General features: G+C 73.7%; 20 protein-coding genes and 1 pseudogene. 8 read left to right on the top strand and 13 right to left on the bottom strand.

Annotation, left to right across the window (positions count from 1 at the left end; translation table 11 throughout):
• Positions 1-111: 111 nt before the first annotated feature.
• A complete protein-coding gene (locus tag ACZ7D7_RS29905) occupies positions 112-1,887 on the bottom strand; it encodes an NAD(P)/FAD-dependent oxidoreductase (RefSeq protein ID WP_470828353.1) in 1,776 nt (591 codons plus the stop codon).
• Between the two features lie 86 nt (positions 1,888-1,973).
• Positions 1,974-2,627 (bottom strand): hypothetical protein, encoded by a 654-nt coding sequence (locus tag ACZ7D7_RS29900; protein ID WP_470828352.1) that lies wholly within the window; start codon positions 2,625-2,627, stop codon positions 1,974-1,976.
• A gap of 231 nt (positions 2,628-2,858) precedes the next feature.
• On the opposite strand from ACZ7D7_RS29900, the gene ACZ7D7_RS29895 reads away from it, so the two are divergent.
• From ACZ7D7_RS29895 to ACZ7D7_RS29875, 5 genes are all read left to right on the top strand, one after another.
• Positions 2,859-4,244, top strand: coding sequence for a cation:proton antiporter (locus tag ACZ7D7_RS29895; RefSeq protein ID WP_470828350.1), 1,386 nt, complete (start codon positions 2,859-2,861; stop codon positions 4,242-4,244).
• A gap of 106 nt (positions 4,245-4,350) precedes the next feature.
• On the top strand, positions 4,351-4,884 hold the full coding sequence (locus tag ACZ7D7_RS29890; RefSeq protein WP_470828349.1) for an SRPBCC family protein: 534 nt from the start codon (positions 4,351-4,353) through the stop codon (positions 4,882-4,884).
• A 129-nt stretch (positions 4,885-5,013) separates the two neighbouring features.
• Positions 5,014-5,883, top strand: a complete 870-nt coding sequence (locus ACZ7D7_RS29885) for an esterase/lipase family protein (protein WP_470828347.1) — start codon at positions 5,014-5,016, stop codon at positions 5,881-5,883.
• A gap of 93 nt (positions 5,884-5,976) precedes the next feature.
• On the top strand, positions 5,977-6,858 hold the full coding sequence (locus ACZ7D7_RS29880) for an RNA polymerase sigma-70 factor (protein WP_470828345.1): 882 nt from the start codon (positions 5,977-5,979) through the stop codon (positions 6,856-6,858).
• A gap of 156 nt (positions 6,859-7,014) precedes the next feature.
• On the top strand, positions 7,015-7,776 hold the full coding sequence (locus ACZ7D7_RS29875; protein ID WP_470828344.1) for a GntR family transcriptional regulator: 762 nt from the start codon (positions 7,015-7,017) through the stop codon (positions 7,774-7,776).
• A gap of 36 nt (positions 7,777-7,812) precedes the next feature.
• Here ACZ7D7_RS29875 and ACZ7D7_RS29870 read toward each other — a convergent pair whose 3' ends face one another.
• From ACZ7D7_RS29870 to ACZ7D7_RS29860, 3 genes are all read right to left on the bottom strand, one after another.
• Complete coding sequence (locus ACZ7D7_RS29870) at positions 7,813-8,967, bottom strand: ROK family transcriptional regulator (RefSeq protein WP_470828342.1); 1,155 nt, start codon at positions 8,965-8,967, stop codon at positions 7,813-7,815.
• Between the two features lie 100 nt (positions 8,968-9,067).
• The gene (locus ACZ7D7_RS29865; RefSeq protein ID WP_470828340.1) at positions 9,068-9,730 is read right to left on the bottom strand and encodes a response regulator; all 663 of its coding nucleotides are present in this window, start codon (positions 9,728-9,730) and stop codon (positions 9,068-9,070) included.
• Positions 9,731-9,744: 14 nt separating this feature from the next.
• Positions 9,745-10,899 carry a sensor histidine kinase gene (locus ACZ7D7_RS29860; RefSeq protein WP_470828338.1) on the bottom strand — a complete coding sequence of 385 codons (1,155 nt, stop codon included), beginning with the start codon at positions 10,897-10,899 and terminating at the stop codon, positions 9,745-9,747.
• Positions 10,900-11,007: 108 nt separating this feature from the next.
• Here ACZ7D7_RS29860 and ACZ7D7_RS29855 point away from each other — a divergent pair, with 108 nt between their 5' ends.
• The 3 genes from ACZ7D7_RS29855 to ACZ7D7_RS29845 all read left to right on the top strand — a co-directional run bounded on the left by ACZ7D7_RS29855 (position 11,008) and on the right by ACZ7D7_RS29845 (position 13,131).
• A complete protein-coding gene (locus ACZ7D7_RS29855) occupies positions 11,008-11,928 on the top strand; it encodes an ABC transporter ATP-binding protein (RefSeq protein ID WP_470828336.1) in 921 nt (306 codons plus the stop codon).
• On the top strand, positions 11,925-12,644 hold the full coding sequence (locus ACZ7D7_RS29850) for an ABC transporter permease (protein ID WP_470828335.1): 720 nt from the start codon (positions 11,925-11,927) through the stop codon (positions 12,642-12,644). The genes ACZ7D7_RS29855 and ACZ7D7_RS29850 overlap by 4 nt, the downstream gene beginning before the upstream one ends.
• A 79-nt stretch (positions 12,645-12,723) precedes the next feature.
• Entirely contained in the window at positions 12,724-13,131 is a 408-nt protein-coding gene (locus ACZ7D7_RS29845) for a hypothetical protein (RefSeq protein WP_470828334.1), read from the top strand.
• Positions 13,132-13,146: 15 nt separating this feature from the next.
• Here ACZ7D7_RS29845 and mug read toward each other — a convergent pair whose 3' ends face one another.
• The 8 genes and pseudogenes from mug to ACZ7D7_RS29805 form a co-directional block, all read right to left on the bottom strand.
• Positions 13,147-13,692, bottom strand: a complete 546-nt coding sequence (gene mug / locus ACZ7D7_RS29840) for a G/U mismatch-specific DNA glycosylase (protein ID WP_470828333.1) — start codon at positions 13,690-13,692, stop codon at positions 13,147-13,149.
• Positions 13,693-13,705: 13 nt separating this feature from the next.
• Entirely contained in the window at positions 13,706-15,148 is a 1,443-nt protein-coding gene (purB, locus tag ACZ7D7_RS29835; RefSeq protein ID WP_470828332.1) for an adenylosuccinate lyase, read from the bottom strand.
• Positions 15,149-15,280: 132 nt separating this feature from the next.
• Positions 15,281-16,087 carry an SGNH/GDSL hydrolase family protein gene (locus ACZ7D7_RS29830; protein ID WP_470828331.1) on the bottom strand — a complete coding sequence of 269 codons (807 nt, stop codon included), beginning with the start codon at positions 16,085-16,087 and terminating at the stop codon, positions 15,281-15,283.
• A gap of 79 nt (positions 16,088-16,166) precedes the next feature.
• Complete coding sequence (locus ACZ7D7_RS29825; RefSeq protein WP_470828330.1) at positions 16,167-17,180, bottom strand: hemolysin family protein; 1,014 nt, start codon at positions 17,178-17,180, stop codon at positions 16,167-16,169.
• On the bottom strand, positions 17,177-18,553 hold the full coding sequence (locus ACZ7D7_RS29820) for a hemolysin family protein (protein ID WP_470828329.1): 1,377 nt from the start codon (positions 18,551-18,553) through the stop codon (positions 17,177-17,179). The genes ACZ7D7_RS29825 and ACZ7D7_RS29820 overlap by 4 nt, the downstream gene beginning before the upstream one ends.
• 171 nt (positions 18,554-18,724) lie before the next feature.
• On the bottom strand, positions 18,725-19,150 hold the full coding sequence (locus ACZ7D7_RS29815; RefSeq protein ID WP_470828327.1) for a GNAT family N-acetyltransferase: 426 nt from the start codon (positions 19,148-19,150) through the stop codon (positions 18,725-18,727).
• A 275-nt stretch (positions 19,151-19,425) separates the two neighbouring features.
• Positions 19,426-21,992: pseudogene (locus tag ACZ7D7_RS29810) on the bottom strand (ABC transporter permease).
• Positions 21,993-21,997: 5 nt separating this feature from the next.
• A complete protein-coding gene (locus ACZ7D7_RS29805) occupies positions 21,998-22,921 on the bottom strand; it encodes an ABC transporter ATP-binding protein (RefSeq protein ID WP_470828326.1) in 924 nt (307 codons plus the stop codon).
• Positions 22,922-22,959: the final 38 nt, after the last annotated feature.

Here is a 22,959-nt window from a genome sequence, read left to right as displayed (position 1 = left end):
GAGGTGGTGGGGCGGCAAACCGGAACACGATGCTCCTGAATTCGCAGGAATGATTTTTCGCTTGGTGTCACGGGCCTGCCGCCTTTTGTGGCGGCAGTCATTGCGGGGCAATCATTTCTGCATACGAATCTCTGAACGCGGAGCCGGCCGGCGCGTCCAGTCGCGGTTCCAGTTGACCCACATGTCCCGCGCCGTCTGGTGCACCGCCGAGGCCCCGCGCCGCAGTTCCGTGGCATACGCCTGAGCCGCCTCGCGGCCCACGAGACGCGCGCCGCCCGTGAAGTAGGCCCCGCGCACGTGCCGGGGCGAGCGGAATTTGCCCCACAGCAGGATCCGCATCAGCGGCCAGAGGGTGAACACCCCGGCCGGACAGCGGTCCTCGGGGTCGAGCGTGCCCCACACGGCCGGGCACAGCTCGCTCTCCCGCAGCAGCGCGTAGATCCGTTCGACCGCCTGGTTCTTCGTCGACCTGCCGTCCCGGTAGTCCAGGACGGCGTCCCGGGACCGCTCGAAGAGCCGCTCCACCCACGGGTTGTCCACCCCCTGGAGCCCTCGGTACGGCGGTGTCTCCAGGGCCTCGAAGCACGCCGGGTCGCCGGTCTTCTCGAAGGCGACGGCGACCTGGTTCTGGGCGTTCGTGCCGTACAGCGTCGTGATGGTCCACACCCGGTTCCAGGCGTTCCACAGCTCGAAGTCGTCGAACGACACGTAACTGCACGACACCAGGTCGTCGTAGAACCGGAACATGCGCTTGATCCAGTGCTCCAGGTACGCGAACCGGGCCGTGGCGAAGTCGTTCTGGCGCACGGCGTCGATGAGCCGGTGGCCGAGCGCGTTCAGGGCCATGACGGTGACCGCGAGCCCGCTGGAGAACAGCGGGTCGATGAAGTCACTGGCGTGCGGCAGCAGACACCACCGGTCGCCGACCACGGTCCGCGAGGAGAACTGCGTACGGTCGGTCGCCACGTACGGCCGCACCGCCCGCGCCTGCTCGAACTGCCGTGCCACGCTGGGGAATCTGCGGACGTGACTCCAGAACTCGTCCTGCGCCGTCACACCCTCCGGACGCGGGTACCGGTCCAGGTTCAGATTGACGCCCACACTGCACAACTCGCTCGTGCTCGTCGAGTGGTTGTCGAACGGGATGACCCAGAACCAGCCGCCCTGGAACAGGTGGTGGAGCGTCCCCTGGCTGAACGGGCTCGGCATGCCGTGCTGTTCCCGCGGCGGCGCGACCGTGTCGAAGGGGCGCACGTTGACCATGTGCGTGAAGATCGTGCGCGACCGCGTCCGGTACGGCGGGTCCTGCCGCAGCCCCAGCCGTTCCGGCAGCAGCGCCCGCATCCCGCCGGCGTCCACCACGTACGACGCCTGGAACGTGCCGCGCTCCCGGGTGACGACGGTGGCGCCGTCGTCCTCGAACTTCACGTCCTCCACGACGGTGTGGGTGTGCGCGGTGGCCCCGTAGGACACGGCGACGTGGAACATGTAGGCGTCCACGTCCTGCCGCAGGTAGTGCGAGTCCGGCCCCAGCGGCGGCCCCCACGTCGGGTACTGGGTGCACTCCTTCGCCCGCGTCGGCTCGCCCTCGCGGTGGTGGACGAAGCTGAAGTTGCGCTTGACGCCGCAGTTCGAGGAGACATGGCGGCGCAGCGCCCCGTTGGTCGCCAGGTGCTCGATCTCCGGTACGTCGTAGCGGCGGGCCAGCACCCGCAGCCCGAACGTGGTCTCCGGAACGGTCGACTCCCCGATGGCGAAACGGGGATGACCGCTTCCCTCCAGAAGCAGTACGCGCACGCCGTGGCGCGCGAGGACGGCCGCCAGCATCGTGCCGCCGATGCCGCCGCCGATCACGGCGACATCGAAAACCCGCTGGTCCTCTTGCATGGGTCGGTTCCTTTCACGACGGGAAGGGCGAGTGGTTGAGCCGGTGGTGCACACCCGTGCCGGGCGCCCGTGGCGCATGCCCGGGCTCAGCGGACGGGAGCCGGGGGGACGGGCAGCACGCCGCGCAGCCCGCGGGCCGCCACCCGGGCGGAGAACTCGACGGCGAACAGCGGCGTCGGCGCCAGCCGCGCCAGCCGGCGCCGCTCGCCCGGCACGTCGCTGGTGCCGCGGCCGGTGACGTCCAGCCACGCCCCGAAGTGCAGCAGCCGCGCCTCGGGAGCGGCGCCGCGCGCCGGGAACGGCCGCATGTGCTCGCGGACCGCGCGGGTCAGCACCCGCCGCCGGCCCTCGTCCACGCCGTGCCGGAGCAGGAAGCGGTCGAGCAACGCGGCGGAGCGGCACGGGAAACCGCCGCGCGCCGGCGCCGGGTGCCCGGTCAGTCCGGCGTCGTGGAATGCCGCCGCGACGAACAGCCCCGTCCGGTCGTAGCCCGTCCCGGCCGTCCTGGCCCGCGCGTCGGCGAGCAGGAAGGTGCGCAGCGAGTGCAGCGCGACGCGCCTCGGGAGCATCCGGCGCATCTCCAACAGCGCGTCCGCCACCAGCGGTTGGACGAGCAGGCCCGCCAGCGGCGGCTGGGCGAGCAGCGGCTGCCACGCGTCCGGCAGCACCTCCCGCGGTACCCCGCGTCTGCCCGCCCCACCGGTGCCGGGCCCCTGCGCGTCGGGCGGTCTCGCGGCCACTGCCCCACCCCCTCCCGCCTCGCCTCGTCGGCCGTGCCTGTCTCACCCCTCTTTACGCTCCGGTCCCCGTGTCCCCCTCTCCGTCACCAGGTGGCCGACCCACGTTGGCCGGACTTCGACCCGAGCGATCGAACGCCCCAATCGGGGCTCCGTACGCCGGACGGGCGCGGGCAGCATCTCGGGTGCCGGACCGCACGGCGAGGCGTTCGCCAACGTGACAAGGAGCACTCCGTGGAGGGCAGTCCGACCACCGCCCAGGAATCCGCCGTCCGTCTCTCCCCGCGCCGTGTCCTGGTGGGCTACGGCGCCCTCGTCGGCATACCCGTCGCCGTCACGGGCCTCGTGCTGGTCTCCGTCGGCCACGCCCCCGACGCCCACGGCGGCGTCCCGCTGTACCGGGTACTGGGCGCCCTCGCCCTGGTCACCGCGTGCGCGGGAGCCGGCGGGGTGCTCGCGCGCCGGCTCGGACAGCCCCGGGTCGTGGGCGAGATCGCGGCCGGAATCCTGCTGGGCCCCTCGGCGTTCGGTGCGGTCGCGCCGGGTGTCCAGGAGTGGGTGCTGCCGACCGAAGTCTTTCCGTTCCTGAACAACTTGGGCCAACTCGGCGTGACCCTGTTCATGTTCACCGTGGGACTGGAGTTGTCCCTGGCCACCCTGCGACGCAATGGTCTGCCCGTGTCGACGCTTATCGGCCATTCCGGCATCGCCCTGCCGTTCCTGGCCGGTGTGCTCATCGCCCTCGTCCTGCCCGCCGGCCACCGGCCCGACGGCGTGGCGACGCTGCCCTTCGTCCTGTTCCTCGGCCTGAGCCTGAGCATCACGGCGGTGCCGGTGCTGGCCCGGCTGCTGTCCGACGAGGGCATGCTGCACAGCAGGCTCGGCACGCTCGCGATGGCCTCCGCGAGCGTCGCCGACGTCACCGCCTGGTGTCTGCTCGCCCTCGTCCTCGCGGTGGCGAGCGGCGGCTCACTGGCGGCGGCGGCCACCACCGTCGGCTGGGTCGCCCTGTTCGGCGTCGTCGTGTGGTGGGGCGTGCGCCCGCTGCTGGCCCGGCTGCTCGCGCGCGAGCGGTCCGACGGCCCGCTCGCGGCGGCCCGCACCGCCACCGTCGTCCTCGTCACCGTGCTGCTGTGCGCGCTGGCCACAGAACAGGCCGGGGTGCACGCCCTGTTCGGGGCCGTCGCCGCGGGACTCGCCATGCCGCGCACGGCGGCCGTGCGGGACATCGCCTGGCGCGTGGAGGGCCTCACCAGCTGGCTGCTGCTGCCGTCGTTCTTCATGACCGTGGGGCTCGGCACTCACCTGGGCAGCGTGGACGGCGCCACCGGCTGGCTGCTCTGCCTGGCCGTGCTGACCGCCGCCGCGGTCAGCAAGTTCGCCGGCACGGTCGTACCGGCCCGCCTCGCGGACCTCTCCTGGCGGGACTCCGCACGGCTCGGCGCGATGATGAACTGCCGAGGGCTGACCGAGCTCATCATCCTCAACACCGGCCTGTCGGCGGGCCTGTTGTCGCCGTCGCTGTTCGCCATGCTGGTCCTCATGGCGCTCGCCACCACCGCCATGACGGGCCCGCTGCTGCGTCTGCTCAGCCGCGAACGGGAGAAGGAGCCCGCCTGACGCGACCCCACGACGGCGCGTGATCCGCCCACCGCGCGCCGGGCGCGCTCTCCGGTTCCCCGTTCGGGGGAGTGCCCGGCCACGGCGTTCCGGGCAGCCTCGGACCGTGATCGCGGTACTGAACACCCACGAACGCGCCCTGCCCGCCTCCCAGGAGACGGTCGGCGCCCTGATCGACTCCCTGGGCGGCGAGAACGACCGGCTCTGGCCCCCCGGCTGGCCACCGGTGCGCCTCGAACACCCCCTGGCCGTCGGCGTGTCCGGCGGCCACGGGCCGGTGCGTTACGTGGTCAGCCACTACGTCCCGGGACGGTGGGTGCGCTTCGCGTTCACGGCGCCCCGGGGATTCCACGGGTTCCACGAATTCACCGTCGAACGGCTCGGTGAGAACCGCTCCGTGCTGCGCAGCATTCTCGTGCTGCGCCCGCGGGGAATGCGCTGGCTCGCCTGGCCGCTGTTCTTCCGCCCCCTGCACGACGCCGTGTTCGGACACGCCCTCGACCGCGCCGAACAGGCCGTGACCGGGCACGTCGCCCGCCCCGTGACGTGGAGTCGGTACGTGCGCCTGCTGCGTGCCGTCGCCCGGCTGGCACCGGGGTTCGCCGCGAGTCCCACCCTCGAAGAATCCGAGTCGAAATGACGCGCCCTACACACACGATGGAAGGAATTCCTTCCCTCCATCGAGGGATCGTTGGCCGACCGCGGTGACGCGACACTCGAATGCGGAGCGGTCCGCGGGACCGCCCGCCACCGCGAAAGGGAGAAAGGCATGAGTTTCCTCAACCCTCGCATTCCCGGGATCAACACCGACGACGTCACCACGGACATCACCGAAGCCCCCCACCGGGCCGCCGCACTCGCCAAGTCGGGAGCCGCCGGCATCGTCGCCACCGTCGACGTGCGGGCCGGCGAGGACGACTGGGACCTCCCGCTCACCGAGGAGCACCCGCGCCCCGTCGTCCTCGTGCACGGCACGTTCGGCAACCGCGGCTACACCTGGACGTCGGCCACCCCGCTGCTGCGCCAGAACGGCTACCGCGTCTTCCGGCCCGACTACGGGCGGCACGTCAACCCCGTGCTGTTCGGGCTCGGCGACATCAAGGAATCCGCCCGGCAGCTCGGCGAGTTCGTCGACGAGGTGTTGCGCCGCACCGGCGCCGAGGAGGTCGACCTGGTCGGCTTCTCGCAGGGCGGCATGATGCCCCGCTACTACCTCAAGGCGCTCGGCGGCGCCGCGAAGGTGCACAACTTCGTCGGCATCGCGCCCAGCAACCACGGCATCACCGCGCAGGGCCTGATGAACCTCGCCCGCCAGATCCCCGGCGCCGTCGAACTGGTCGAGCAGGGCGCCGTCGAACTCGCCGTGCCCGCCTGGCCGCAGCTCCAGCACGACCACCCGTTCCAGCAGGAACTCGCCGCCCTCGGCGAGACCGCCGAGGGCGTCCGGCACACCGTTATCGCCACCGCGTTCGACGACGTCGTCACCCCGTACACCTCGTGCGCGCTGGCCGAGACCGACGGCGTCCACGTCCGCAACATCGTCCTCCAGGACCTCGACCCGGACGACCGCACCCCGCACGTGAGCATGCCCTACAACCCGACCGTCCTGAAGGAGGTCCTGGCGGCCCTGGCCGAGTGAACGGCGGGGCCGGTGCCCGGGGGAGCCCCCGGTGTGACCGGCCCGCGGCGGTAATGCCTGGACACCCGAGCGCCCGTCGGTTGGGATGGTGGGGTGACCACGGACATCGCGACCGACCTCTTCGAAGAACACCGACCCGTCCTCATGGGCGTCGCCTACCGCATGCTGGGCCGCGTCGCCGACGCCGAGGACGTCGTCCAGGAGGCCTGGCTGCGCTGGTCCGGCACGGACCGCTCGCAGGTGCGCGAGCCACGCGCCTATCTGGTGCGCGTCACCAGCCGCCTCGCGCTCGACCGGCTGCGCCGGATCAAGACGCGCGGCGAGACGTACGTCGGCCCGTGGCTGCCCGAGCCGTACGTCACCCGCTTCGCCGACACCGTCGAGGACGTCGAGGAGCGGGCCGTGCTCGCCGACTCCGTGTCCCTCGCGCTGCTCGTCGTCCTGGAGTCGCTGTCGCCGCTGGAGCGCGCGGTGTTCGTCCTGCGGGAGGCGTTCGGATACCCGCACGCCGAGGTCGCCGCCATCCTCGACCGCCGCGAGGACGCCGTGCGCACGCTCGCCACGCGGGCCCGCAAGCACGTCGAGGCCCGCCGCCCGCGCTACGAGGTCGACGACGAACGGCGCCGCGAACTCACCGAGCGGTTCCTCGCCGCGGCCGCCGGCGACGACCTCCAGGGCCTCCTGGCGGTGCTCGCGCCCGACGTCCGCCTCGTCGGCGACAGCGGCGGCAAGGCCAAGGCGCCGCTGCGCGTCCTGGAGAGCGCGGACAAGGTCGGACGCTTCCTCGTCGGCGCGGCCCGCAAGGCCGACCCCGGCCTGACCTACCGCTTCCTGGAGGTCAACGGCGCCCCCGCCGCCGTGGTCATGTCCGGCGACAAGCCCGACAGCGTCTTCCAGGTGGAGATCGCCGACGGACGCATCCAGTCGGTCTACGTGATCCGCAACCCGGACAAGCTGCGCTCTCTGGTCGCCTAGCGGTCATCCCGCGCCCACCCCCCGGACGCCCGGTCGGATCGAGGATTGGTCTTGACCAAGGGTGCGGGCCGCCCTATGGTCGCAGATAAGTGAAACAACCTTTAATAAACAAGGGCGCTGAAACGCCGCCGCTACACGGCGATCGCGGAGGACAGGGTGGGGACCACGCAGCTCGAATCGGTGCCGGAGCCGAAGTACTGGCACCTCAAGACCGTGCTCAGTGAGGCGCTGGACACGGAGTTCACGGTGGGCGAGATCCTGCCGAACGAGCGCGACCTCGCCGCCCGCTTCGGCGTCGCCCGCGCCACACTCCGCCAGGCCCTCGAACAGCTCGAGCTGGAAGGCCGCCTCCAGCGCCGCCGCGGCGTCGGCACGACCGTGGCCCCGCCCCGCGTGGGCGTGTCCGTCGGCACCGAACAGCACGCCTGGCCCGGCGCGGCAGGCGACGCCTGGCAGCCCGTCGACGCCGACCTGAGCGCGCCGCCCGCCGCCGTCGCCCGCATCCTGGGCACCGGCCGGGACGAGCGCGTGCACACCGTGCGCCGCTCCCGCACCACCCACGGCCAGCCGGTCGCCGCCGAACTGCTCTACATCCCGGCCGCCTCCGTGCCCGACCTGACCGCCATCGACGCGCCGTCCGGCCCGGCACGCGTGCGTGCCGTCCTGCGCGAGCTTCAGAGGCTGGACCTGGAACGCCAGGAGAACGCCGTCGAACTCGGCTCGGCCCGCGCGGACGACGCCAAGGAACTCGACCGCCTTCCCGGTGCCCCGGTCCTCGTCGTCACCACGCGCTACGTCACGGCCGACGGCGTCGCCGCCGTCTCCGTCGCGACGTACCGCGCCGACACCTGCCGCCTCACCTTCGGCGAGACCGGCGGAGTGCAGATCCACGAGGACCCGCAGCGCCGCGCGTCCTGACCGGCGGGGCACGGGCCACGCGCGGGCGTCCTCGCGTCAGCGGCCCGTGACCGTGCCCTCCACGGCGAACAACTGCTCCTCCACGTGATCCAGCGCGAGCCGCAGCGCCCCCGTGGCCACCGCGGCCTCACCGAGCAGGGACAGCGCCACCTTCGGCGGACGCAGGCAGTACCGCGCCAACTCCCGCCGCAGCGGCTCCAGCACACCGTCCAGGCCGGCCGCCCAGCCGCCGACGACCACCAACTCGGGATCCAGCGCCAGCACCAGCGCCGCCACGTCGTGCACGAGCCGCTGGATGAACCGGTCGACCGCCGCGCGCGCCCGCTGGTCGCCCTCCCGGGCCTGCGTGAACACCTCGGCGACCGCCTGCTCGTCCAGCGGATGCAGCGGCTCGTCCGTGGTCGACAGCAGCGTCTCCGGCGTCACCTCGCGCCCCAGCAGATGCAGCGCGCCGATCTCGCCCGCCGCGCCGCCGTACCCCCGGTGCAGCCGCCCGCCGATCAGCGAACCGGCGCCCGGGCTCAGCCCGGCCAGCACGAACACCACGTCGTCGGACTCGGTCGCCGACCCCTTCCAGTGCTCGGCGACCGCGGCGGCGTTGGCGTCGTTCTCCACCAGCACCGGACACTTGAAGGAGCGGCTCAGCCGCTCGCCCAGCCGCAGCCCCGTCCACTCCGGCAGGGCCGTGCTGAGCCGCACCGTGCCGTCCGCCTCCACGATCCCCGGCGTCGCCACCCCCACCGCCCGCAGCGAGCCGCGCGCCACACCCGCCCGGCGCAGCAGCTCGGCCACCGCCGTGCGCAGCCGCTCCAGCCGCTCGTCGGCGGAATCGGCCTCGCCGACCGTCTTGGCCTGCGCGCCGATCACCCGCCCGTCCAGGTCGGAGAGGAGCGCCGCGACCCGGTGCGGGCCGATCTCCAGCCCCAGCAGATGCCCGGCCTCGGCCCGGAACCGGAACCGGCGGGCGGGCCGCCCCTGCTTGCGGGCCGCGCCCTCCTCGGCCGCCTTCTCCACCACGAGACCGGCCTCGATCAGCCCTTCGACCACGCCCTCGACGGTCGGCCGGGACAGCCCCGTCACGCGGGTGATCTCGGTCAGCGTCGCGCAGTCCGTGGCACGCAGAGCGTGCAGCACCACCGCGGAATTGATCCTCCGCAACAGCGAGGGATCCCCGCCGGTCAGCCGACCCACCGTCCGTCCTCCCAGCTCGTGCGCACGTTGGCCGGATCGTACTCGGCACCGGACACCCCGGCGACCGGGGGCACCCACCGCCCCGACCCACGTGACCGGCTCACCCCGGCGCCACGAACCCCGACTCGTACGCCGTGATCACCGCCTGGGTCCGGTCCCGCGCCCCCAGCTTCGCCAGCACCGCGCTCACGTGCGACTTCACCGTCTCCGTCCCGACGACCAGCCGCGCGGCGATCTCCGCGTTGGACAGGCCGCGCGCCATCAGCCGCAGCACCTCTGCCTCCCGCTCGGTCAGCCGGGCCCGCTCCAGCACCGCCCGCGCGGCCCGGTTCCCGCCGCCGTCCCCGTACTCGGCGGCCAGCTGCCGCACCGAGGCGGGGAACAGCAGCGACTCGCCCTCCGCGATCAGCCGCACCGCGTGCACGATCTCCGCGGGCCGCGCCCGCTTCAGCAGGAACCCGTCGGCCCCCGCGCGCAGCGCCTCGTACACGTACTCGTCGTTCTCGAACGTCGTCACCACCAGGATCCGCGGCGGCTTCTCCACCGTCCGCAGCAGCGCCCGCGTCGCCTCGATGCCGTCCATCAGCGGCATCCGGACGTCCATGGCGACCACGTCCGGCCGCAGTTGCCGCACCAGCGGAATCACCGCGGCCCCGTCGGCCGCCTCCCCGACGACCTCGATGTCGGACTGCGCCTCCAGCACGGCCCGCAGACCCGCGCGCACGAGCGGTTCATCGTCGACGAGCAGCACAGTGACCGGCATCCGGTCAGCGTAGATCAACGCAACGGCAGCTCCACCCGCACCCGCCAGTCGCCCGCGTCCGGTCCGGTGCGCGCCCGGCCGCCGAGCAGCGCCGCGCGTTCCCGCATGCCGCGCAGCCCGCTGCCCCGGCCCGCGCCCGGCGCGTCGGTGCCGAGGGGATTGCGGACCTCCAGCGCCAGCAGCCCGCCGCCGACGCCGATCCGCACGCGCACGGGTACCGCGCCGGCGTGCCGCAGCACGTTCGTGAGGGCCTCCTGGAGGATGCGGTAACCCTCCCGCGACACGGGGCCCGGCACGGCGTCCAGCGGCCCCGTCACCTCCGCGTCCACCTTCGCCCCCGAGGCGCGCGCCGACTCCAGCAGCGCGTCCGCGTCCGCGAGCGTCGGCCGGGAGCCCACCGGACGCTCCGCCTCGCGCAGCACACCCAGCACCCGCTCCAGGTCCTCCAGTGCCGCCCGCCCCGTCTCCTCGATCGCGCTCAGCGCCCGGTCGGTGAACTCCGCGCTGCCCGCCGCCCGCGCGGCTCCCGCCTGCACGACGGCCACCGTCAGGGCGTGCCCGATGGAGTCGTGCAACTCGCGCGCGATGCGGTTGCGTTCGAGGAGCTGGTCGGTGCGCTCCTCCAGGGCGGCGAGCCGCTCCGCCACCGACGGACCGAGCAGCCTGCGCGCCAAGTAGGTGACGAGTCCGCCCAGTCCGACCACGGCCGCGTACAGCACGACGAGCGGCAACGGCACCATCAGCGCGTACGCCCAGTGCGGCTCCAGGTCGCGCACGACGGGGATGTCCCGGCCGGCGCCGCCGCTCGCGGCGAGGGCCAGTTCGTAGGCCGTGGAGGGCAGCCACACCGTCGCCAGCGCCGTCACGGCGCCGAGCGCCATCCGGGTCTCCAGCCACAGCACGGTCCGCGCGCGGTCCCGCCAGGTCGACGCCGCCGAGACCGCGATGCCCGGGTCGGGCTCACCCGGCGTCAGCAGCAGCCGGGCCTGCACGCCCTCGCCGAGGCGCACGGCCGGGATCAGCCCGATCGGGACCAGTACGAGCGCCGGCACCCACGGAGTCGACATGTCGATGAACATCCACACGGACACCGTGAGGACGGGAACCCACAGATGCAGCAGGCGCGTATAGGTGGCCCCCCGCACCAAGGGCCGCAGCAGGCGGAGCATGGCGTCATCGTGCCAGCCGGCACCCGCGGCCGGCCTCCCTCCCACGGGGGAGACGCTCTCCACCGGCGGGGGAGGCCGGCCGCCCGCCCCGGCGGCCACGCTGGTGCCATGACCAGCATCGACGTCCAGGACCTCACCAAGGAGTACGGCACGCGCCGGGCCGTGGACCGGCTCACCTTCCGCGTCCTGCCCGGCCGCGTCACCGGCTTCCTCGGCCCCAACGGCGCCGGGAAGTCCACCACCATGCGGCTCGTGCTCGGCCTCGACCGCCCCACCTCGGGCACCGCCACGCTCGGCGGGCAGCCGTACGTGGCACTCGGCGAACCCCTGCGCCGGGTGGGCGCCCTCCTCGACGCGCAGGCCGCGCACGGCTCCCGCACGGGACGGGACCACCTGCGCGTCCTCGCGGCGGCCAACCGCATCCCGGACCGCCGCGTCGAGGAGGTGCTGGAGGAGACCGGCATCGCCGCCGCGGCGCGCTGCCGCGTGAAGACCTACTCCCTCGGCATGCGGCAGCGCCTCGGCATCGCCGCCGCCCTCCTCGGCGATCCCGAAGTGGTCATGCTCGACGAGCCGTCCAACGGCCTCGACCCCGAGGGCATCGTGTGGATCCGCCGGCTGTTGCGCCGCCTCGCGGACGAGGGCCGTACGGTGCTGGTCTCCAGCCATCTGATGAACGAGACCGCGTCGTTCGCCGACCACCTCGTCGTCCTCGGCCGGGGCCGCCTGCTGGCCGACACCCCGATGCGGGAGTTCATCCACGCGCGCGTGCGGCCCGCCGTGCGCGTCCGCACCACCGACGCCGCCGCGCTGCACGGCGTCCTGGCCCGGCACGGACACCACGCCGTGCCGCACGAGGACGGCCACTTCACCGTGCCCGACGCGCGCGTGGCCGACATCGGCCGCCTGACCTCCGAGGCCGGCGTCCCCGTCCTCGAACTGGCCGCCGAGGAGGCCACCTTGGAGCAGGCCTACCTCGATCTGACCGCGTCCGAGACCGAGTTCACCGCCCAGGAGGCCCGACGATGACCTTCGCGCCCGTGCTGCACGCCGAGTGGCTCAAGATCCGCACCCTGCGTTCCCTGGCGGGCACGCTGCCCGCCCTGGTCGTGGTGACCGCCCTCTTCTCGGCCCTCGCCGCGTCCGCACCGCCCGAGCCGGAGTCCGACGCGCTGTTCACGGCCCTGTCCGGCGCGCTGCTCGGCCAGATCGCCGCCATGACCTTCGGCGCGCTCGCGGTCTCCTCGGAGTTCCCCGGCGGGCTGCGCCTGTCCCTCGCGGCGGTGCCCCGGCGCGGCCAGTGGTTCGCGGCGAAGGCGGTCGCCGTCGCCGTGCCCGCCCTGGTGGCTGGGCTGGTCGCGGCTGTCGCCGCGCTGGCGGCGGCCCGTTCGGTGTCCGGCTCCGCCGCCGACGGAGTCACCGTCGGCGAACAGGTGCGCGCGGTCGTCGGTTGCGGCGTCTACCTGATGCTGACGGCCCTGCTCGCGGCCGGCCTCACCGCGCTGCTGCGCAGCGGCCTGGCCGCCCTGGCGCTGCTCGTCCCGCTCGTCGTCATGGTCTCCTTCGTGATCGGCGACGCGGCGGGCACGGCCGCCGACTTCCTGCCCGACCGGGCCGGACAGGTCGTCATGCGGCAGACGTACGACGGCACGCTCGGACCCTGGACGGGGCTCGTGGTGACCGGGCTGTGGACGGCCGGCGCGCTGCTCGCCGGCGCGTGGAGCGTGCGCCGCAGGGACGCCTGACGCGGCCGCCCGTCCGCACGCCTCGGTGCGGTGGCTGACGCGGCGCCAATTGTCAGTGGTGGCGGGTTTACTGGGGCATATGGACATCGCACAGGCCCTGGCCAGGATCGAGCTGCTGTGCCGCGAACCCGGCGGACCCGGCGATGGCGTGGCCGAGTTGGTGACCAGCCGCGACTTCTGGGAGGCGGATCTGGCCGAGTGGGAGCGGACGGAGGAGCAGTTCGACGCGTACCGGGACGGGCTGAGCGAGCGGCTGGCCACCCGCTGGGGCCCGCCGGACCTCGTCGGGCTGGCCGGTGTGTTCGAGCGAGCCGAGCGCGGCGAGGACATACCCGAGCCGTGGAGCACGCTCAGCTCGCACGTGCCGGACCTGCACCTGTGGCGCATACCGGACCGGGACCGCTGGATGGCCCTCGGCGTCTCCCAATGGGACAGGGAACTGCCGTTCCAGCTCCTGGCCGTGGTCACGGACGTCGATCCACCGTGACCACGAGCGCGGCCCCTACGCCTCGGCGGCGGCCCTGAGCCGTGCGAACTCCTCGGCCATCGTCGCGGCCGTCCAGTGCGCGTTCAGACCGCTGGGGTTGGGCAGCACCCACACCCGCGTGTCCCCGATCGTCCGCTCCTGCGGCCCGACCCGCGCCTTGCGGTCGTCGAACGCCGCGCGGTACGCCGTCACACCGACCACGGCCAGCCACCGGGGCCGCAGCCGCGCCACCTTCAGCGCCAGCAGCCGCCCGCCCTCCCGGTACTCCTCGGCGGTCAGCTCGTCCGCCCGCGCGGTGGCCCGCGCGACGACGTTCGTGATGCCGAGCCCGTACGTCGGCAACTCGCCCTGCTCCGCGGGCTTCAGCAGCCGCGGAGTGAACCCCGACAGGTGCAGCACCGGCCAGAACCGGTTGCCCGGCCGCGCGAAGTGGTGGCCGGTGGCGGCGGTCATCAGGCCCGGGTTGATGCCGCAGAACAGCACCCGCAGGCCGTCCGCGACGACGTCCGGTACGAGACGGTCGCGGGCGGCCTCCAGCTCGGCGGCGGTGAAGCGCGGCATGCCCGGAAGGGTGTCAGAGGATCGCGCCGGGCGTGTAGCCCGCGGCCTCCGGGTGCTGCTTGACGATCTCCTCGACGCGGCCGACGACGGCGGCGACCTGGTCGCCCGCGGCGCCCGTGAAGGACAGCTTGTCCGCCATCAGCGCCTCGAGCCCGGCGCGGTCCAGCGGGATGCGCTCGTCGGCGGCGAGCTTGTCGAGCAGGTCGTTGCGCTCGGCGCCCCGCTCGCGCATCGCGAGGGCCGTCGCGACCGCGTTCTCCTTGATCGCCTCGTGCGCGACCTCCCGGCCGACGCCCGCGCGCACCGCGCCCATCAGCACCTTGGTGGTGGCGAGGAACGGCAGGTAGCGGTCCAGCTCACGGGCCACGACCGCCGGGAACGCGCCGAACTCGTCCAGCACCGTCAGGAACGTCTCCAGCAGGCCGTCCAGCGCGAAGAACGCGTCCGGCAGCGCGACCCGGCGCACCACCGAGCAGGACACGTCGCCCTCGTTCCACTGGTCGCCCGCCAGCTCGCCCGTCATCGACGCGTAGCCGCGCAGGACGACCATGAGGCCGTTGACGCGCTCGCAGGAGCGGGTGTTCATCTTGTGCGGCATCGCCGAGGAACCGACCTGGCCCGGCTTGAAGCCCTCGGTGACCAGCTCGTGCCCGGCCATCAGCCGGACCGTCTTCGCCAGCGACGACGGGGCCGCCGCCAGCTGCACCAGCGCGGTCACCACCTCGTAGTCCAGCGAGCGCGGGTAGACCTGGCCGACCGACGTGAACGCCTGCGAGAAGCCCAGGTGACCGGCGATCCGCCGCTCCAGTTCGGCGAGCTTCGACGCGTCGCCGCCGAGCAGGTCCAGCATGTCCTGCGCGGTGCCGACGGGGCCCTTGACGCCGCGCAGCGGGTAGCGGCCGAGCAGCTCCTCGACCCGGCCGTACGCCACGAGCAGCTCGTCGGCGGCGGTCGCGAAACGCTTGCCGAGGGTGGTGGCCTGCGCGGCGACGTTGTGGGAGCGGCCGGCCATGACCAGCTCGCCGTACTCGCCGGCCAGCTTGCCGAGGCGGGCCAGCACGGCCACGGTCCGGTCCCTCATCAGCTCCAGCGACAGGCGGACCTGGAGCTGCTCGACGTTCTCCGTGAGGTCGCGGGACGTCATGCCCTTGTGCACCTGCTCGTGCCCGGCGAGGGCGTTGAACTCCTCGATCCGCGCCTTCACGTCGTGCCGCGTGACCTGCTCGCGCTCCGCGATCGAGGCCAGGTCGACCTGGTCGAGGACCCGCTCGTAGGCGGCGAGCGCCTCGTCCGGCACCTCGATGCCGAGGTCCTTCTGGGCGCGCAGCACGGCGAGCCAGAGCCGACGCTCCAGCTTCACCTTCTGCTCGGGCGACCAGAGCGTGGCGAGCTCGGCGGAGGCGTAGCGTCCGGCGAGGACGTTCGGGATGCGGGGCTTGGCGGGAGCGGAAGTCACGTGGACGGATTCTACTGGCGATTCGTGCAGGTCGGCGCCACGGGTCGGTTGGTGGGAACCTATGAGAGCCGCACCGGCCGCCCGCCACGGACCGGCACCGGCCGGCGAGGACCGGCGCCCGGGCCGCGTGACCTACGCCGACGGCCCGTCGTACGGGAGGAGTTCGGGGCCCTCCAGGGGCAGCAGTTCGGGGCGCTTCGGCGGGCGGCCGTCACCGGAGGAGCGGCCCGTCAGGCGGCGGCCGATCCACGGCAGCAGGTGCCTGCGCGCGAACCGGACGTCCGCGACCCGCCGCGCCGCCCAGCCCGGCGGGGGCGTCAGCGCCATCGGCACGTGCCACTCGGCGTCCTCCGGCTCGTACCCGAGGCCCTGCCACACCGCCTCGGCGACCCGGCGGTGGCCCTCCGCCGTCAGGTGCAGCCGGTCCACGTCCCACAGCCGCGGGTCGCCCAGCGACGGCGCGCCGTACAGGTCCACGACCAGCGCGCCGTGCCGCGCCGCGAGGTCGTCCACGCAGGCGAACAGCGCCTCCATGCGCGGCCGGAACCGTTCGAGGACGGGGCCCTGCCGGCCGGGGCTGCGCATCAGCACCAACTGCTTGCAGTTCGGCGCGAGCCGCTCCACCGCCTCGGTCAGCAGATCCCGCACCCGCCCCATGTCGCACTTGGGGCGCAGCGTGTCGTTCAGCCCGCCGACCAGCGTCACGACGTCGGCCCGCATGGCCGCCGCCACGTCGACCTGCTCGTCGACGATCTGCTGGATGAGCTTGCCGCGCACGGCCAGGTTGGCGTACCGGAAACCGGGCGTCCGGGCGGCCATCCGGGCGGCGAGGAGGTCGGCCCAGCCCCGGTAGGTGCCGTCGGGCAGGAGGTCCGACATGCCCTCGGTGAAGGAGTCGCCGACCGCGACCAGGCTGGTGTGGGTGGGGTTCGTCTGCATGGCGACAGAAATGGTAGCGCGTGCACATACCCGACGGTCGGTCCCCTCCCGGGGTGCTCGCGCGCGGTTCCCGGGCCGCTCAGGTGCGCTGCCCGAACAGCTCCCGCAGCACGTCCTCCATCGTCACCAGCCCCGCCAGCCGCCGGTCCGCGCCCAGCACGGCCGCCAGATGCGTACGGCTGCGGCGCATCGCCGTCAGCACGTCGTCCAGCGGTGTGCCCTCCCGCACGCGCGCGATGGACCGCATGTCCGCCAGGCGGAACGGCACGTCGCGCGGCGAGGCGTCCAGCGCGTCCTTCACGTGCAGATAGCCGACGATCCGGCGCCCCTCGTCCACCACCGGGAAGCGGGAGAAGCCCGACTCCGCCGACAGGGCCTCCAACTGCTCGGGCGTGACGCCCACGCGCGCGTACACGACGCGTTCCAGCGGGAGCACCACGTCCCGCACCGGACGCCGGCCCAGCTCCAGGGCGTCGTGCAGCCGCTCCTGGGCACGGTCGTCGATGAGCCCGGCCTCGCTGGAGTCCTTCACGATCCGCGCCAGCTCGGCGTCCGAGAACGTCGCGGTGACCTCCTCCTTCACGTCCACCCGCAGCAGCGTCAGCAGCGCGTTGGCGAACGCGTTGATCGTGAAGATCACCGGCCGCAGCGCCCGGGACAGCGCCACCAGCGGCGGACCGAGCAGCAGCGCGCTGTGCACCGGCTCCGCGAGCGCGATGTTCTTCGGCACCATCTCGCCGAGCAGCATGTGCAGATACGTCGCCAGGGCCAGCGCGATCACGAAGGACGCCGCGTGCCCCGCGCCCGACGGCACGCCCGTCGCGTGGAACACCGGCTCCAGCAGGTGCTCGATGGCGGGCTCCGCGACGACACCGAGGACCAGGGTGCACAGCGTGATGCCGAGCTGCGCGGCGGCCATCAGCGCGGACACGTGCTCCAGTCCCCACAGCACGCTCTTCGCGCGCCGGTCGCCCTCCTCGGCGTACGGCTCGATCTGGCTGCGGCGCACGGAGATCAGCGCGAACTCGGCGCCCACGAAGAAGGCGTTGAGGACCAGCGTGGCCAGACCGATGAGCAGTTGTACGGCGGTCATCGTCCGTCCGCCCCCTTCTCGTGCGTCGCGCGCGTGCCGCGCACCCGGCGCGGTGTGCCCGTCTCGTCGGCGAGCGGCACGCGCATCAGCACGCGGGCCGCGCGGCGCCCCGTGGCGTCCACCACCGTCAGCCGCCAGCCGGCGACGTCCAGGGTGTCGCCGACGGCCGGGATGCGGCCCAGCTCGGCCGCGACGAGCCCGGCGAGCGTCTCGTACGGCCCCTCCGGCGGCCGCATGCCGACCCGGACGAGGTGGTCGACGCGGGCCGCGCCGTCCGCCGAGTACAGGGTGTGCCCGTCCTCGTCGGTGCCGGCCGCGGCGATGTCGGGCGTCTCGTGCGGATCGTGCTCGTCGCGCACCTCCCCGACGACCTCCTCGACGATGTCCTCCAGCGTGGCCACCCCGGCCGTGCCGCCGTACTCGTCGATGACGACGGCCATCGTGCGCCGGCCCGACAGCCGGTCCAGCAGGCGGTCGACGGTCAGCGACTCGGGCACCAGGAGGGGCTCGCGCATCAGCTCGGAGACCGGCACGCGCGGGCGGCGCTCCGCGGGCACCGTCAGCACGTCCTTGATGTGGGCGGTGCCCACGACCGCGTCGAGGCCGCCGCGGTACACCGGGAACCGGGACAGACCGGTGGCCCGCGTCGCGTTCGCCACGTCCTCGCAGGAGGCCTGCGCCTCCAGGGCGACGACCTGCACACGCGGCGTCATGACGTTCTCCGCGGTGAGGTCGGCGAGGTTCAGGGTCCGCACGAACAGCTCGGCGGTGTCGGCCTCCAGGGCGCCCTTGCGGGCGGAGTGCCGGGCAAGAGCGGCGAGTTCCTGCGGCGAGCGCGCGGAGGCCAGTTCCTCGGCGGGCTCCACGCCCAGGCGGCGCACCACGCGGTTCGCGGTGTTGTTGAGGTGCGTGATGAAGGGCCGGAAGACGGCGCTGAACCAGCGTTGCGCGCTGCCCACCCGCTTGGCCACGGCCAGCGGCGAGGAGATCGCCCAGTTCTTCGGCACCAGTTCGCCGACGACCATCAGGAACACGGTCGACAGGGCCGTGCCGATGACCAGCGCGAGCGAGGACGCCGTCGACCGGGAGACGCCCAGGTCCTCCAGGGGCCCCGCGATGAGTGCGGCGATGGACGGCTCGGCGAGCATGCCGACCACCAGGTTGGTGACCGTGATGCCGAGCTGCGCCCCGGAGAGCTGGAAGGTCAGGTTCCGTACGGCCTTCAGGGCGCCGGCCGCGCCGCGCTCGCCGCGTTCGGCCGCGGTCTCCAGCTCGCCGCGCTCGACGGTGGTGAGCGAGAACTCGGCCGCGACGAACGCGCCGCAGGCCAGCGACAGCAGGATCGCCACCAGGAGCAGGAGCAGTTCGGTCATCGGGTCACCTCCGTCCCATGATCGGGCAGGAGGGGGTGGTTCGCGCGGTGTCGTGCACCGGGAGGCTCGCCCATGGGCGGACGCTCACACCTTTCGTCGGGCTCGGGGGTGAAGCTGAAGGGTCGACGTGGTCCGGCAGCGGCGGACGGACCGGACGGAACCGGACCGGTCCTACTCGGTGAGGGGCTTCACCCAGCGCCGCCACTGTTCCTGGGGCGTGTACCCGGCGGCACGCCAGGCATGGTGCGCGGTCTCGTTGCGGGTGAGGACCATCGCGTCGGCCCGGCGCCCGCCGAGCCGTACGAAGCGGTCCTCGGCGGCGGCCAGCAGCGCCGACGCGATCCCCCGCCGACGCCGGCCGGGATGCACCGCGAGCCGGTACAGATGGCAGCGCCAGCCGTCGAAGCCCGCGATCACCGTGCCCACCAGCTCGCCGTCGGCCTCCGCGAGGATCAGCGCCCCGGGGTCCCGGGCGACCAGCCGCTCCACGCCGGACCGGTCGTCGCTGATGCTCGTGCCCTCGGCGGCCGTCTTCCAGAAGGCCAGCACGGTGTCCAGGTCCTCGGGCCCGGCGGCCCGGATACACGGTTCACTCATACGCCGATCCCACCACGCACGTCCCACACCGCCCGCACATTTCCGCGATACGGACGCGAGCCCCACCCCGACCGGGCCGACCCGGCACGGGGCTGCCGCGCTGCCACGGGTGCCGGGGCGCCTGCCCGTCGCGCTGTTGGCCCGCTGGGCCGCCGGGCTGCCGGGCCGTCAGGGCAGCCGCCCCGCTGGGCAGCCGCCGCGCCACCGGGCCCCGCGCCGCCCTGACCACCGGGGCCGCCGTGGCCGCCGGACTGCCGCACCCGCGTTCGGGGCCGTCACTCGTGGGCGATGGCCGTCAGGACGTTCATGCGTGATGCCCGCAGGGCCGGTAGGAGGGCCGCTGCCACGCCGACCAGCGCCGAGCCGATCACCACCGCCACGATCGTCGGCCAGGGGATCGCCAGCGCCCCCATGCCCTGGAGCGCCAGCACCTGCTGCGTGCACACGCCCCACACCAGGCCCAGGGCGAGCCCCAGGACCGCGCCGAACACCGCGATCACGACCGACTCCAGCCGGATCATCCGGCGCAGCTGGCGCCGGGCGAGGCCGATGGCCCGCAGCAGACCGATCTCTCGGGTGCGCTCCACCACCGACAGCGCGAGCGTGTTGACCACGCCGAGCACCGCGATGACGATCGCGAGGCCGAGCAGCGCGTACACGAGGTACAGCAGGACGGCGATCTGGTCGTGCACCAGCTCCTTGTAGTCGGCCTGGTCACGGACCTGGACCTGGGGGTACGAGCCGAGCGTCCGCTCCAGCCGGTCGCGCAGCGCGTCCGCGCCCGTACCGGGGGCCGCGTTGACGTACAGCGCCGCCTCCTGCCCGCCCGGCAGGTACTTCTCGACGGTCGCCATGCCGAAGAACACCCCGCCCCGCATGCCGAAGGCCTCGGCGGAGTCCAGGTCGGTGAGGGCGCGCACGGTCAGATCGGCGCGCCGCCCGGCCGGGAACTCGACCGGCAGCACGCTGCCCACCCGCACGCCGTGCTGCCGCGCGAAGTCGACGTCCATCGCGATCGCGTCCTCGGACAGCGCGGCGGCCGTGTCACCGCTCGCATACGTCACGTGCGCGACGTCGTCCACGCCGTCGTCGTAGCCCGAGCCGGTCGTCTCGACCCGCCCGCCGTCCGGCAGCCGCAGCGCGACCGGCGCGAAGCGCTGCCTGACGACCTGTCCGACGCCCTCCGTGTCGCGGACCTTGCCGGTGATCTCCGGCGTGAAGGGGCGGAAGTTGCTGTTCTGGATCACGAAGTCCGCGCCCAGCGTCCGGTCGATCCGCTGGTCGAAGGACTCCGACATCGAGGCGCTCGCCACCGACATCCCGCCGACCAGCGCCAGACCCACCATCAGGGCCGCCGCCGTGGCACCCGTGCGGCGCGGGTTGCGCAGGGCGTTGCGCTGGCTCATGCGGCCGACCGCGCCGAACACGGCCGGGAAGGCGCCGCCCAGCACCCGGATCACCGGCCGCACCAGCAGCGGGCCCGCGACCACCGTCGCGACGAGGGTCAGGACGACACCGAGCCCCAGCAGCCAGGCCGCCGACGCCGTCTCGGTCGCGGCCACGCAGCCCACGAGTGCCGCCGCGCCGAGCACCCCGACCGCACCGCCCGCCACCCCGCGCGCCCGCAGTGGTCTGCCCACCCCGGCGACCTCGGCGTCCGCCAGCGCCGCCATCGGCGAGACCCCGGCCGCCCGCCGCGCGGGAAGGTAGGCCGCCACGAAGGTCACCCCGACCCCGACGACGTACGCCGTCACCGGGGTGACCCAGCCGACGACCATCTCCGTGGTCCTGAGGTTCATGCCGAACGCGCTCATCAGCCGGATCAGCCCCGCCGCGAGCCCGACGCCGGCCGCCAGGCCCAGTGTGGAGCCGGCCAGACCGAGCAGCACCGCCTCGGTGAGCACCGACCGCCGCACCTGCCGCCGGTCCGCGCCGAGCGCCCTGAGCAGGCCCAGCTCCCGCGTCCGCTGCGCGATCAGCATGGAGAACGTGTTGACGATCAGGAACACGCCGACCAGCACGGCGACCCCGGCGAAGCCCAGCATCACGTACTTGATCACGTCGAGGAACGTGCCGAGCTCGTCGGTGGCCGACGCGGCCTGCTCGGCCGCGGTGCGCACCTCGTAGCGGCCCGGGCCGAGTTCCGCCGCGATCCGGCGTGCCAGTCCGGCGTCGCTCACGCCGGGGGCGGCGTCCACGGAGACGCCCGTGGCCAGGCCGGCCGATCCGAGCAACCTGGTCTGCGCGGTCCGCCGGTCGAGGAAGACCAGGGAGGCGCCGGGGTTCGTGGTGGTGAAGGTGGCGATGCCGACGATCTCGGCCCGGAACGACCCCGGCGGGGCGAGCACGGTCAGGGTGTCGCCGATCCCAGGCGCCTCTTCTCGGCGGTGTCGGCGTCCAGCAGTGCCTCGCCGTCACCGCGCGGCGCACGGCCCGAGGTGAGCGCGACGGGGCTGCGGTCGGTGACGTACCAGTTCGTGACGATGGTGGGGGCGCCGGTCGTCGAACCCACCGGGTCGTTGTGCTCGTCGACGACCGTGACGTACTCGACGGACACGTCCAGGTGCGCCGCCCCGGCCCCGTCGACCCGGGCGACGCGTTCCGCGAGCGAGGCGGGCAGGGTCCGTACGGCACCGGCCGCCTCGGCCGAACCCAGGTCCTCCTTCGGCTCCACCGTCACGTCGGCGGCCGTGGACGCGAACAGCCGGTCGAAGGTGCGGGTCACCGTGTCGGAGAAGATCAGGCTGCCCGCGACGAACGCCACGGACAGCACGACGGCCAGCGCGGACAGCAGCAGCCGCCCCTTGTGCGCGAGGAAACTGCGCAGCGTCGCCTTCAGCACGGGCGTCAGTCCCTCGCGGAGCCGCCGCCGGCCGGCCCACCGGCGTCGACCGGCCCACCGGCGTCGACCGGCCCACCGGCGTCGACCGGCCCACCGTCATCAACCGGCCCATCGGTGTCGACCGGACCACCGTCGTCACCGTCGTCCGCCCGGCCGCGGATCACGTCGAACCGTTTCATCCGCTCCAGCACCGACTCCGCCGTCGGCCCGGTCGTCTCGTCCACGATCCGGCCGTCGGCCAGGAAGAGCACCAGGTCGGAGTGGGCCGCGGCACCGGGGTCGTGGGTGACCATCACGACCGTCTGGCCCAGGTCGTCGACGGCGCTCCGCAGGAAGCCGAGCACCTCCAGGCCGGCGCGCGAGTCCAGGTTGCCGGTCGGCTCGTCGGCGAAGATCAGCTCCGGGCGGGAGGCCAGCGCCCGCGCGCAGGCCACCCGCTGCTGCTGACCGCCGGACAGTTCGGCGGGCCGGTGCCGCAGCCGGTCGCGCAGCCCGAGCGTGTCGATGACCTGGTCGAGCCACGCGCCGTCGGGCTTCCGGCCCGCGATGTCCATGGGCAGGGTGATGTTCTCCAGCGCGTTCAGCGTCGGGATGAGGTTGAACGACTGGAACATGAAGCCGATCCGGTCCCGCCGCAGCCGCGTGAGCTCGCGCTCGCGCAACCCGGTGATCTCCGTGTCGCCGAGCCACACCTGCCCGGCCGAGACCGTGTCGAGGCCCGCCAGGCAGTGCATCAGCGTGGACTTCCCCGAGCCCGAGGGCCCCATCACGGCGGTGAACCGCCCGCGCGCGATGTCCACGTCGACGGAGTCCAGGGCGAGCACCGCGGTCTCGCCCGAGCCGTACGCCTTGGTCAGACCGCGGGCCCGGGCCGCCGTCCCGTCGGGCGACGCGAGGCCGGGCGCGTGCTGTGCGGCGGGTGTGGACAAGGCTGCCTCCTCGGTGGCTCCTCGTGCACGGGCCCACG

The organism is Streptomyces sp. NPDC037054 (genome assembly GCF_055606745.1).
The sequence above is the reverse complement of the archived record's forward strand: the minus strand, read 5'-3'. Positions and strand labels throughout refer to the sequence as shown.